General features: G+C 65.7%; 15 protein-coding genes. 10 read left to right on the top strand and 5 right to left on the bottom strand.

Annotated features, from left to right (window positions below; genetic code table 11):
* Positions 1–185 precede the first annotated feature (185 nt).
* Positions 186–683, bottom strand: coding sequence for a type II toxin-antitoxin system HicB family antitoxin (locus CK489_RS10980; RefSeq protein WP_095732329.1), 498 nt, complete (start codon positions 681–683; stop codon positions 186–188).
* A gap of 79 nt (positions 684–762) precedes the next feature.
* On the opposite strand from CK489_RS10980, the gene CK489_RS10975 reads away from it, so the two are divergent.
* Positions 763–1,635 carry a protein-L-isoaspartate O-methyltransferase family protein gene (locus CK489_RS10975; protein WP_095732434.1) on the top strand — a complete coding sequence of 291 codons (873 nt, stop codon included), beginning with the start codon at positions 763–765 and terminating at the stop codon, positions 1,633–1,635.
* On the opposite strand, the gene CK489_RS10970 is transcribed toward CK489_RS10975, so the two are convergent.
* Positions 1,626–2,315, bottom strand: coding sequence for a DUF938 domain-containing protein (locus CK489_RS10970; protein WP_095732328.1), 690 nt, complete (start codon positions 2,313–2,315; stop codon positions 1,626–1,628). The genes CK489_RS10975 and CK489_RS10970 overlap by 10 nt on opposite strands.
* Before the next feature lie 401 nt (positions 2,316–2,716).
* Between CK489_RS10970 and soxX the strand changes: the two genes are divergently transcribed.
* From soxX to CK489_RS10925, 9 genes are all read left to right on the top strand, one after another.
* Positions 2,717–3,007 (top strand): sulfur oxidation c-type cytochrome SoxX, encoded by a 291-nt coding sequence (soxX, locus tag CK489_RS10965; RefSeq protein ID WP_095732433.1) that lies wholly within the window; start codon positions 2,717–2,719, stop codon positions 3,005–3,007.
* Between the two features lie 28 nt (positions 3,008–3,035).
* Positions 3,036–3,530, top strand: a complete 495-nt coding sequence (gene soxY, locus CK489_RS10960) for a thiosulfate oxidation carrier protein SoxY (protein ID WP_050626791.1) — start codon at positions 3,036–3,038, stop codon at positions 3,528–3,530.
* Between the two features lie 22 nt (positions 3,531–3,552).
* Positions 3,553–3,864 carry a thiosulfate oxidation carrier complex protein SoxZ gene (gene soxZ, locus CK489_RS10955; protein ID WP_050626790.1) on the top strand — a complete coding sequence of 104 codons (312 nt, stop codon included), beginning with the start codon at positions 3,553–3,555 and terminating at the stop codon, positions 3,862–3,864.
* The gene (gene soxA, locus CK489_RS10950; RefSeq protein ID WP_095732327.1) at positions 3,861–4,718 is read left to right on the top strand and encodes a sulfur oxidation c-type cytochrome SoxA; all 858 of its coding nucleotides are present in this window, start codon (positions 3,861–3,863) and stop codon (positions 4,716–4,718) included. Before soxZ ends, soxA begins: the two co-directional genes overlap by 4 nt.
* The gene (locus CK489_RS10945) at positions 4,715–5,020 is read left to right on the top strand and encodes a hypothetical protein (RefSeq protein WP_095732326.1); all 306 of its coding nucleotides are present in this window, start codon (positions 4,715–4,717) and stop codon (positions 5,018–5,020) included. Before soxA ends, CK489_RS10945 begins: the two co-directional genes overlap by 4 nt.
* Positions 5,021–5,054: 34 nt before the next feature.
* Positions 5,055–6,803 carry a thiosulfohydrolase SoxB gene (gene soxB / locus CK489_RS10940; protein ID WP_095732325.1) on the top strand — a complete coding sequence of 583 codons (1,749 nt, stop codon included), beginning with the start codon at positions 5,055–5,057 and terminating at the stop codon, positions 6,801–6,803.
* On the top strand, positions 6,800–7,255 hold the full coding sequence (locus tag CK489_RS10935; RefSeq protein ID WP_095732324.1) for a DsrE family protein: 456 nt from the start codon (positions 6,800–6,802) through the stop codon (positions 7,253–7,255). Before soxB ends, CK489_RS10935 begins: the two co-directional genes overlap by 4 nt.
* A 127-nt stretch (positions 7,256–7,382) precedes the next feature.
* Entirely contained in the window at positions 7,383–7,826 is a 444-nt protein-coding gene (locus tag CK489_RS10930) for a DsrE family protein (protein WP_095732323.1), read from the top strand.
* Positions 7,827–8,125: 299 nt separating this feature from the next.
* Positions 8,126–9,166: an MBL fold metallo-hydrolase gene (locus CK489_RS10925; RefSeq protein WP_095732322.1), complete on the top strand. Its 1,041-nt coding sequence runs from the start codon at positions 8,126–8,128 to the stop codon at positions 9,164–9,166.
* Between the two features lie 104 nt (positions 9,167–9,270).
* Here CK489_RS10925 and CK489_RS10920 read toward each other — a convergent pair whose 3' ends face one another.
* Genes CK489_RS10920 through CK489_RS10910 form a run of 3 tightly spaced genes read right to left on the bottom strand, consistent with a single transcriptional unit; the run spans position 9,271 to position 11,917 of the window.
* Positions 9,271–10,101, bottom strand: coding sequence for an ABC transporter substrate-binding protein (locus CK489_RS10920; RefSeq protein ID WP_095732432.1), 831 nt, complete (start codon positions 10,099–10,101; stop codon positions 9,271–9,273).
* Positions 10,102–10,103: 2 nt separating this feature from the next.
* Positions 10,104–10,877 (bottom strand): ABC transporter ATP-binding protein, encoded by a 774-nt coding sequence (locus CK489_RS10915; RefSeq protein WP_095732321.1) that lies wholly within the window; start codon positions 10,875–10,877, stop codon positions 10,104–10,106.
* Positions 10,874–11,917 (bottom strand): FecCD family ABC transporter permease, encoded by a 1,044-nt coding sequence (locus tag CK489_RS10910; RefSeq protein ID WP_095732320.1) that lies wholly within the window; start codon positions 11,915–11,917, stop codon positions 10,874–10,876. The genes CK489_RS10915 and CK489_RS10910 overlap by 4 nt, the downstream gene beginning before the upstream one ends.
* Positions 11,918–11,923 lie beyond the last annotated feature (6 nt).

Raw genomic sequence — 11,923 nt, 5'->3', positions numbered from 1 at the left:
GGAAGCCCCGGCGGGAGCCTCGAATTTGCCGGCACTATGGAGAGCAGGCGCAGGGCGATCAACCAGCGCAAACGGACGTAGGCCATGCGGGAGGCGCACGGGGGATGGCCCGCTCGAATACCCACACGTTGGCGTCGTCCTGGCGAAAGCCAGGACGACGTCACATGTATTCCAACAGGCGCCGCCTACCGCACCGGCTTCTTGGCCGGCCGCTTCTCGGCGCGTAGCGCGCCGGTCTTGTGCACCTTGGAGCGCGGCGCGATCGGGGCGCCGCGCGGATAGCCGCCCGGCCATTCGAGCGCGAGCGAACTCGCAAAGCCGAAGAAGCTCGAACGGCTCATGCCGAGCTCGGCGGCACGCTTGTCGATGCGCGCGATCAGGCTTTTCGGCAAGTAGACATTGACGCGCTCGGACGGATCGGGCGGATCGACGCCGACCATGAAGAACGCCGCGACGTCGGAGCCCTTGGGCGGCACGATCCGCTCGATCGGCGTCGGCTCCGGCAACGCGTTGCCCTGCTCGACCCAGCCGTCGACCGCCTGCGCCAGCGCATGCTCGGCGCGTTCGATCGCCTCCTCCTGCGACTTGCCGCCCGCAACGCAGCCGTGAAAGTCCGGAAACCATGCCCCGAACGCGCCGCGCGGACCGCGTTCCAGCACAGCCGGATAAAGCCGTCTCTTCATTCTGGCCTCCGTCGTTGACGTATGCTATTTGACACACCCCGGTGTGTCAAATGACACAATGAAAGAGGAGGCAGCGGCCATGGACCCGCAAGCCGAACTCCGCATCTTGCGCGCCGCCTATGCCAAGCAGATCCTGGCTGCCGCCAACGTCGTCGATGCGCGCCTCGCCGCGGCCTTCGCCGCGATTCCCCGCGAGGACTTCGTCGGTCCGGGACCGTGGATGATGCTGCGATGGTGGACACGCGACTACGTGCCGACGCCCGATGCCGATCCGGTCTACCTCTACACCAACGATCTGGTCGCGCTGCTGCCCGAGCGCCGCCTCAACAACGGCCAGCCCTCGCTGCACGCCCATCTGATGCACCAGGCCGCACCCGCTCACGGCGAACACGTGGTGCATGTCGGAACCGGCACCGGATACTACACGGCTCTGCTCGCGCATCTGGTCGGAGCGACCGGCCGGGTCACCAGCATTGAATACGACCCGGAGCTTGCGGCGCGCGCCCGCGCCAATCTCGCCCCTTATGAGAATGTCGAGATCATCGCGGGTGACGGCACGCAGGTGCCATTCGGGCCGGCCGACGTGATCTACGTCAATGCCGGCTGCACCCGGCCCGCCGCGCGCTGGCTCGACCGCCTCGCCGAGGGCGGCCGCCTGATCCTGCCGCTGACATCGGATGAGGGCTTCAAGGGCGGTACGCCGGAGCAGGTGGCGCGGTCCGGCGCGGTGTTCCGGGTCCAACGCAACGGTGCGGAGTATCAAGCCGACTGGATATCGGGGGTCGCGATCATTCCCTGCGACGGCGGCCGCGACGAACGATCGGAAAAAGCCCTGGCCGAAGCCTTCGCCCGCGGCGGCTGGCAGAAGGTGACGCGACTCATCCGCGACGCGGAGATTCCCGACGAACGCTGCTGGCTACGCGGGGATGGGTGGTGCTTGGCCTACGACTGAGCCACATCCTTCCGCACGAACATCAGGATCATGTTGTTGGCCGGCATCTCGAAGCTGCCGTCGAGCTTGAGCCCGACGCGCTCCGCGAGCGCTTCGAGATCGGCGATGTCGCGCACGCCCCACTCGGCATCGCGCTCGCGCAGCGAGGTGTCGAACACCGCATTGCTGAGCGCGGTGTGCTTGCCGCCGCGCTTGAACGGGCCGTAGAGGAACAGCCGGCCATCGGCACGCAGATGCCGCGCGGCGCCGGCGAACAGGCCCTCGGCGACGCGCCACGGCGCGATGTGGATCACGTTGGCGCAGAAGATCGCGAGCAGCTTGTCCGGACCTTTGCCGTCCGGCGGCATCGGCGACCAGTCGGGATCAGACAGATCGATCGGCTGCGACGGCCGGATGTTGGCAAGCCCGGCGTGGACGCGCCAGGCCTCGATGCTGCGCAGATGCGCGGCATGGAGGTCGCTCGGCCACCAGATGATGTCGGGCGTCTGGCGGGCGAAATGGACGACATGCTGGCCGGTGCCGCTGCCGGCCTCCAGCACGTCGCCGGATCGGTTGGCGAGGTAATTCTTGAGGACCGCCCAGATGGGCTGATGGTTGCGGTGGAAGGCCGCCGCGTCGAGCCGTCCGTCCGCCTCGACCGGCCTGCCGTCCTTGCCGAACTCCACCACAAACTCCGCCACGCCACTTCTCCTGTTAGCTGTATGTAGCCGCACCTGGCAAAAGCGGAACCGCCGGACTGCCTGATCCGTCATCCCCGCGCAAGGGCTTTGCCCTTGTCGCTGGAGGCGCGAGCCCTTGCGAGCCTCGAAGGATGCACGGCCACCAGCCGGGCCGTCCACCCTTCGAGGCTCGCTTCGCTCGCACCTCAGGGTGACGGAAGCGATTTCATGCCCGCGGCCATTTCCGCAAAGGCATTAACCCCGTCGCAACGCGCCTATTCTCCAAGTTGCCAGCCGATGGCCTTTGTGCTTTCCACTCTTTATATTGCGATGGGATCATCGAGATTGAAGCCCGGGAAACGTCCTTGATCGCCACTTTCTCCAAGCCAGCCTTCGTTCTGGCGCTGCTGGCCGGCATCGCCATGGCTATGCCCGCGCAGGCCCAGTCTGCTGCCGAAGGCCAGAAGCTCGCTTTCGACCGCGGCAAGGGCAATTGCCTGACCTGCCATGTCATCAAGGGCGGCGAGCTGCCCGGTACGATCGGCCCCGAGCTGACCGGCCTGAAGGCGAAGTACAGCCGCGACGAGCTGATCGCGATCGTGACCGATGAGACCAAGCGCAACCCGCAGACCGTGATGCCGCCGTTCGGCCGAAACCGGATCTTGAGCGAGAAGGAAATCAACGCGGTGGTGGACTTCCTGCAGACGCTGTGACGCCGCACCGCTTGAGGAGAATGTTTCGATGAACATCACGACCAGCGAATTTTCCGGAACACGCCGCCTGCTGCTGAAAGGCGCGGGTGTCGCCGCACTGATCGGCCTTGGCGTCATTCCGTTCGACGTCCCGCAGGCGCTCGCCGCCGCCAACGACAAATATCCGGAAGAGGCGTTCAAGCAGAAGAACCTGGCCGACGCGATCAAGGCGCTCTACGGCAAGACCGCCGAGCCCTCGGACAAGGTCAAGATGGACGCGCCCGAGATCGCCGAGAACGGCGCTGTGGTGCCGATCTCTGCCACCACGACGCTATCAGACGTCACCTCGATCTCGTTCCTGGTCAGCGAGAACCCGATCTCGCTGATCGCATCGTACAAGATTCCGGCCGGCACGTTGCCGAGCGTCGCCAACCGCATCAAGATGGCCAAGACCAGCAACGTCACCGTGATCGTCGAGGCCGGCGGCAAGCTCTACAGCGCCCAGAAGGAAATCAAGGTCACCGTCGGCGGCTGCGGCGGCTGAGCTCAATCAAGGGACAATCAAGATGGCATCGAGCATTCGCGTGCGCGCCACGTCAAACGGCGACACCACCGAGGTGCAGGCGCTGATCCAGCATCCGATGGATTCCGGCTTCGTCAAGGACGCCAAGGGTGAGATCATCCCGCCGCATTTCATCCAGGTGCTGACGTTCGAATATGACGGCAAGCCGGTGTTCGTCGCCGACTGGGGCGGCGGCGTGTCAAAGGACCCGTACGTCAAGTTCGCCTTCAAGGGCGGCAAGAAGGGCGACGATCTGAAGATCAGCTGGGTCGACAACAAGGGCGCAACCGACACCACGACGGCGAAGATTCAATGACGCGGCGCTACGCAATCCGCGCGGCCATCGCGACATTTGCGCTCGGCGTGCTGGCGCTCGCGCCGGCGCACGCGGCCGATAGCGTCGATCCCGCCGCCGACAAGGCCGCGTTCCAGAAGTTCTTCACGACCAAATTCCCCAAGCTGAAGCTCGAGGATTTCGTCAACGGTCCCTATTCGATGAATGAGGACCTGCACAAGCAGTGGGAAGAGAAGGAAGAGTTTCCGCCCTACGAGTTCTCGCTCGAAGCCGGCAAGGAGATGTTCTCGACGCCGTTCAAGAACGGCAAGACCTATGCCGACTGCTTTCCGAACAAGGGCATCGGCATCCGCCAGAACTATCCCTATTTCGACGAAAAGGAAGGCAAGGTCGTCACGCTCGAGCTCGCGCTCAACCGCTGCCGCGAGGCCAATGGCGAGGCGCCGTTCTCCTACGTGAAGGACGACATGGCGGCGCTCACCGCCTACATGGCCTTCACCTCGCGCGGCAGGCCGATGGACATCAAGATCCCGAACGATCCGCGCGCGCTTCAGGCCTATCAAAAGGGCAAGGAGTATTTCTACACCCGCCGCGGCCAGCTCAATTTCTCCTGCGCCACCTGCCACATCCAGAGCCCGGGCCAGCGGATTCGCGCCGAGGTGCTGGCGCCGGCGCTCGGCATCCTGAACGCGATGCCGATCTACCGTTCGGAATGGAGCGGCATGGGCACCACCAGCCGCCGCTTCACCACCTGCAACAGCCAGATCCGCGGCGTGCCGCTCAATCCGCAGGACGACGAGTACCGCAACCTCGAATACTATTTGTCCTATGTCAGCAATGGCCTGCCGATTTCGGGGCCGGGAGCAAGGCCATGATGCGGGCCATCTTCGCGGCATCGGCGCTGCTGATCGCGACCGCAACCGCGGCGCTCGCCGCCTCCGAGGCCGACTACAAGGCGGCCTACGCCGCGGCCGAAGCCGCCAACAAGGAAGCAGGCTCCCTTCGCAACCAGTGGACCACCACGGCCTCGACGCTCGCCGCCGCAAAAAAGGCCGGTGAGGCTGGTGATTTCGACACCGCAGTCGCCCAGGCCAAGGAGGCCGAGGCGCTGGCAAAGGCATCGATCTTCCAGGCCACCAGCGAAAAGGAACGCTGGAAGGACATGGAAGTTCGTTAAAGGCGCGCAGGCCACGGGCCGCGCGGAGAGAGCGATGATCATCCGCCGCCGGGATTTCCTGAGAGCTTCGGCTGCCGCGACGTTTGTGGCCGGCCTGCCCCGCCTCGCGCGCAGCGCCGATACCGCCAGCGTCTACGACCTCGAACGCTTCGGCAACGCCCGCATCCTGCATTTGACCGACACCCATGCGCAGCTGAAGCCGGTGTTCTTCCGCGAATCCGGCGTCAATATCGGCGTCGGCGCGATGGCCGGCCAGCCGCCGCATCTGGTCGGCAAGGCATTCCTCGACCGCTTCGGCATCCGGCCCGACAGCGCCGACGCCTATGCCTTCACCTGCGTCGAGTTCGAAAAGGCCGCCGTCCGCTTCGGCCGGCTCGGCGGCTTCGCCCATCTGAAGACGCTGGTCGACAAGCTGCGCGCCGATGTCGGCGAGAAGCGCTCGATCCTGCTCGACGGCGGCGACCTCTGGCAGGGCTCGGGGCTCGCTAACGCGATGAACGGCGCCGACATGGTGGAGGCCGCCAATCTGCTCGGCATCGAGGCGATGACCGGGCACTGGGAATTCACCTATGGCGAGCAGGTGTTGCGCGACAATCTCTCCCGCTTCAAGGGCGAGTTCCTGGCGCAGAACGTATTCCTGACCGAGGAAGCCGCATTCAACGACGCCAAGGCGTTCGATCCGGCCTCGGGGCGGGTGTTCAAGCCGTCCATCATCAAGGAGATCGGCGGCCATCGCGTCGCGATCATCGGCCAGGCTTTCCCCTATGTGCCGATCGCGCATCCGAAGCGCTTCACGCCGGACTGGAAGTTTGGCATCCGCGACGACGAGCTGCAGAAGCTGGTCGATGGCCATCGCAACAACGACAAGGTCGAGGCGGTGATCCTGCTGTCGCATAACGGCATGGATGTCGACCTCAAGCTCGCCAGCCGTGTCACTGGCATCGACGTCATCCTCGGCGGCCACACCCACGACGCGATCCCGATCCCGATCACGGTGACCAATGCCGGCGGCGTCACGCTGGTCACTAATGCCGGCTCTAACGGCAAGTTCATCGGAGTGCTCGATCTCGACCTCGCCAAGGGCAAGGTGGCCAATATCCGCTACCGCCTGTTGCCGGTGTTCGCCGAGCTGTTGAAGCCAGATCCCGCGATGCAGGCGCTGATCGACAAGATGCGCGATCCGCATGCCGACGAATGGAGCGACAAGCTCGGCACCGCCGACCGCCTGCTCTACCGCCGCGGCAATTTCTCCGGCACCGTCGATCAGTTGATCTGCGATGCGCTGCTGAGCGAGCTCAATGCCGAGATCGCACTGTCGCCGGGCTTCCGCTGGGGCCTCACCACGCTCGCCGGCCAGCCGATCACCATGGAAGACGTGCTGTCGGAGACCGCGATCACCTATCCCGAGACCTACGTCGCGACGATGACCGGCAGCCAGATCAAGGACGTGCTGGAGGACGTCTGCGACAATCTGTTCAACGCCGATCCCTATTATCAGCAGGGCGGCGACATGGTCCGCGTCGGCGGCCTCGCCTACACCTGCACGCCCGCCGAGAGCGTCGGCAAGCGCATCTCCGAGCTGAAGCTCGGCAACGGCAGGCATCTCGAAGCCGGCAAGCATTACAAGGTCGCGGGCTGGGCGTCGGTCAACCAGCAGAACGGCGCGCCGATCTGGGATGTCGTGGCCAAGCATCTGCGCGCCGGCCGGCCGCCGAACCGCGACGAACCCGGCGTGACGCTGAAAGGCGTCGACGACAATCTGGGCATTGCGAGGCACGGATGACGCGGCGCGCGCTGATCGCGGCGTTCGGCTGTGCTGTGATTGTGCTGGCGGCGCCGCTGGCCCGCGCCCAGCTCGCGCCGCTGCAGGACAAGCCGTTCGCCGAGCACAAGGTCGTGCTGCAGCTCTCCGACAACGATCCGAAGAAACAGGGTCTGGTCCTCAGCGTCGCCAGCAATCTGATGAAGCACTACGACCCCGACAAGGTCGCGGTCGAGATCGTCGCCTTCGGCCCGGGCATCGACCTGCTGAGACCCGATAACGCCAACCGCAAGCTGGTGGAAAGCCTGGTTGCGCAGGGCGCGCGGGTCGACATCTGCCTCAACACCGTCGATACGATCGAGCGCGGCACCGGCAAGCGGCCGAACTACATCGCCGCCGCCACGCCGGTGCAGGTCGGCGTCGCACAGATCTTGCTGTTGACCGAGAACGGCTACACGCTGGTGAGGCCGTAAGGCTCTGCCGTCGTTGCGAGCGAAGCGAAGCAATCCATGCTTTGCCGCAGGGACAGAATGGATTGCTTCGTCGCTTCGCTCCTCGCAATGACGAGGTGACAGCGGAGCCTCTTCAAGTGAGCTTCCCATGCTTCGCCGTCTCGCCGCCGCCGCGCTGCTTTCGCTCGCCTTCGCAACGAGCGCACTCGCCGCCGATAAGCCGCATCGCATCGCGATCCAGGTCGACCAGAACGATCCGCAGGTCATGAATCTGGCGCTCAACAACGCGACCAACGTGATCGAATACTACCGCGCGAGGAACGAGGACGTGGAGATCGACATCGTCACCTACGGTCCCGGCCTGCACATGCTGCGCAGCGACACCTCGCCGGTGCAGGACCGCATCAGGCGCCTCAAGGATTTCGTCTTCCCGGGCAAGATCCAGTTCTCCGCCTGCGGCAACACTAGGCAGGGCATGGAGAAGGCCGAGGGCCACGCCATATCAGTCGTCTCCGACGCCACCATCGTACCGTCGGGTGTGGTCCATCTGATGGAGCTCCAGGAGCAGGGCTGGAGCTACGTTCGGCCTTGAGGCTCACCTCTCGTTCCCGAATCGCGAACCTGGACCGTCATCCTGAGGAGCGCGCTCTTGCGCGCGTCTCGAAGGATGGACGGCCCGGATGATTCAGCGCGCATTGCCTATCCCCGGAAATGACCCGGGCCGTTCACCCTTCGAGGCTCGCTTCGCGCGCACCTCCAGCGACAACGGCAAAGCCGTTGCGCGGGGGTGACGGGGATGGCGTGTGCACGGGGATGGATTTGCTTTGAATCAACCCCATCTATGAAATAATATGCTTTCAACGACTTGACCCATAGAATAGGTAAGCCGTCATGATCTTTCGCCAGCTGTTCGACAGCGTATCCGGCACCTACAGCTATCTGCTCGCGAGCCGCGCGGGCGGCGAGGCGCTGATCCTCGATCCCGTGCTGGAAAAGGCCGATCGCTACTGCAAGCTGCTGCAGGAACTCGACCTCCGGCTGGTGAAGGCCGTCGATACCCATTTGCACGCCGATCACGTCACCGGCCTCGGTGAGTTGCGCGATCGCACCCAATGCATCACCATCATGGGCGAGCAGAGCAAGGCCGACGTGGTGTCGATGCGCGTCTCCGACGGCGACAAGGTGACGATCGAGGGGCTCTGCCTCGAGGCGATGTACACGCCCGGCCACACCGATGATTCCTATAGTTACTTGATGGGCGACCGCGTCTTCACCGGCGACACGCTGCTGATCCGCGGCACTGGCCGCACCGACTTCCAGAACGGCAGCGCGCGGGCGCAGTACGATTCGATCTTCAACCGCCTGCTCAAGCTGCCCGAGGAAACCTTGGTATTCCCGGCGCATGACTACAAGGGCGACACCGTCTCCACGATCGGCGAGGAGAAGCGCTACAATCCGCGGCTCCAGGTGAAGTCGATCGACGCCTATGTCGAGCTGATGAACAATCTCAACCTGCCGAACCCGAAGATGATGGACGTCGCGGTGCCCGCCAACATGCATGTCGGCCTGCACCAGGACGAACTCACCAAGGAAGGCCTCGCGCTCAACGCGCGCGACGCCATCGCGAGCCTCGGCCGGCCCGATATCCTCCTGGTCGATCTGCGCGAGAGCGGCGAGCGGGCCAAGCACGGTACGCTCGCGGGCGCCATGCACGCTCCCTATCCGCAGATTTGCGCCACGCTGCAGCCCGGCGGCATGTTGCGTGAAGTGGCAGCTGCGACCGGCCGCCGCGTCGTGTTCTTCTGCGCCTTCGGCGAGCGCTCGGCGATGGCCGTGGCCGCCGCCAAGAAAGCCGGACTGACCAACACCGCCCATATCGAAGGCGGCATCGATGCCTGGAAGAAGGCCGGTGGGCCGGTGGTGATGGGATAGGTCACTCGCCGTCATTGCGAGCGAAGCGAAGCCATCCATTCCTCCGCTTGCGGAAGCATTGATTGCTTCGTCGCTGTCGCTCCTCGCAATGACGATGGCAACACCTACTTCGTCACGCGCTGCAATTCTTCCGTCAGCCGATCCAACGCATCCGCCAGCATCACGCCGCCGCAGACGGTGAGCCGCTCGGGCAGAACGATGCGCCTGCTCTCCGGATAGAAGCGCTCCAGCGCCGGATGCAGCAGGAAGGCGCGGCCTTCATCCTCGGCACGATCGCCGGCCTCCGACACCAGGATGAAATCCGGCCGCAGCTTGACGATCGCCTCCAGCGACGCAAACCCGCCCGCGCCGAGGCCGAGCTCGCCGGCCGCATTGGTCAGTCCCGTCGCCGTCAGCAACGAGCTGATCAAGCTGCTGTCACCGGAGACAAAGCCACGCCGCTCCACCGGCAGCACGCGATAATGATGCGTGCTCGCCTCCGCCCGCGCACGGGCGATCGCCGCATCGAGGCGCGCGATCTCGGCCTTGGCGCGGTCCGGATGCTGCAGCACATCGCCCATTGCGCGGATCTGGTCCCTCACCTCGTCCAGCGTGCGCGGCACGGTGAATTCGACCAGATGCAACCCGTGGGCCTTGAGCAAGTCGCGGGTCGCGCGCTTGTCGAACAGGCTGACGACGACGAGATCGGGCTTGAGCGGCAGCACATCCTCGGCCCCGCCGGACAGGCGCGGATAGTTTCGCGCCTTTTCGGCGGCCCAGGATTGCCAGGCGTCGCGCGAGAAGCGGCTGAGACCGAGGATCTGGTCCGGATCGGCCAGCGACAGCACGAGTTGGTCGCTGCACACATTCATCGAGACGATGCGCGGTCCGGCGGCGAACGCGGCACCACAGCAAATCAACCATGCCGCGGCGGCCAAGGCTGCGAGACGCCGCATCATCACACGTCCGCCCACGGCACGATAACGGCCTCGCGCCGGAATTCGGCGCGATAGGCACTGACCCGGAACACGCTGGCGAGCACCGCTTCCGACAATGCCTCAGCGGGCGCGCCCTGTGCCGCCAGCCGCCCCTCCGACAGCACCAGCACATGATCGGCAAAGCGCGCGGCGAGCCCGAGATCGTGGGTCACCACGAGCACAAGCACCCCGGTGTCGGCGACATTGCGCAGCTTCTGCATCACGTCGATCTGGTGGCGTGGATCGAGCGATGCAGTCGGCTCATCGGCCAGGATCACCGGCGCCTCCACCGCGAGCACCCTGGCCAGCGCGACGCGGCTGCGCTCGCCGCCGGACAGCTCGGTGACGCGGCGATCGCCGAATTCGATGACGTCGACCGCTTGCATCGCCCGCAGCACCGCTTCCACATCCCTCGGCGACAGCCGCCCCGGGTCGGTGGCGCCATGCGGATAGCGGCCGAGCGCGACGATGTCGCGCGCCGGCAGCGGCCAGTGCACCATGTGCCCCTGCGGCAGATAGGCAAAGCGCTTCGCGCGCTCGCGCAGCGGCAGCGACCCCAGCGCATCGCCGCCGATCCGGATCTCACCGTCCGACGGGATCAGCCCGGCAAGCGCGCGCAGCAGCGTGGTCTTGCCTGCACCGTTCGGGCCGACCAGCGCAACCAGGTGACCTGATGCCAGCGACAGCGAAATATCATGCAGCACCTCGCGATGGCCGAGCGTTGCATGGAGACCGCCGGCGGTGAGCAAGATCATGCCACGCCTCCGCCGAGCGCGCGGCGCTCGCGCATGATGAGGTAAAGGAAGAACGGCACGCCGATGATCGAGGTCAGCACGCCGACCTTGATGTCCGAAGTCGAGGGGATGATCCGCACCGCGATATCGGCGGCGAGCAGCAGCGCCGAGCCGGTGAACGCGCTCGGCACCAGGAGCCGCGCCGGATCGTGGCCGATCAACGGTCGCATCAGGTGCGGCGCGACCAGTCCGATGAAACCGATCGAGCCTGTCACCGCGACCGCGCCGCCGACGCCGAGCGCAACGCCCGTGATGACGAAGAGCCGCAGCCGTCCGACATTGACGCCGAGGCTCTGCGCGGCCTCCTCGCCGAGCGTCAGCGCACGGAACGCGCTCGCCTGGCTGAGCAGGATAGCGGCGCCCGCAACGATGAAGGGCAACGCCAGCGCCACATGCTGGAAGCTGCGATCCTCCAGCGAACCGAGCAGCCAGAACGCGATCTCCAGCACCACGAACGGATTGCTGGAGAGGTTCATCACCAGCGCCGTGGCGGCTCCCGCAAAGCTCGAGATCGCAAGCCCCGCGAGGATCAGGATCAACAGCCCGGCATTGCGGCCGGCGATCGCGAGCAGCGCGAACACCGAGCCGAAGGCCGCGATGATCGCCGCCACCGGCAGCGCGTAGGAGCGCACATCGGCGAGGCCGAGCGCAATCACCAGCACCGCGCCGAACGCCGCCGATTGCGGCGCGCCGAACAGCGATGGCGAAGCCAGCGGATTGCGCAGCAGGCCCTGCAGCGCCGCGCCCGATAGCCCGAGAATGCCGCCGATGGCGAACGCCAGGATGGTGCGCGGCAGGCGGATCTCGCGCACGATCACCTGCGCGACGTCGCTGCCGCCGCCGAACAGCGCCTCGATCACCGCAAGCGGCGACAACCGCACCGGTCCGACACCGAGCGAGATCACCAGCAGCAGGACCACGAGCGCGAGCAGCGCCGCGGTGGCGCTCCACCGGCGCCGCGCCGCGACCTCGGCCGCCAAGGCAAAATCCTGCACGCTCATTGGACC

Source organism: Bradyrhizobium sp. UFLA03-84, assembly GCF_002289535.1.
GTDB classification, from domain to species: Bacteria; Pseudomonadota; Alphaproteobacteria; order Rhizobiales; family Xanthobacteraceae; genus Bradyrhizobium; species Bradyrhizobium viridifuturi.
Note: the sequence above shows the minus strand (reverse complement) of the source record. Positions and strands in the feature narration are given on the sequence as shown.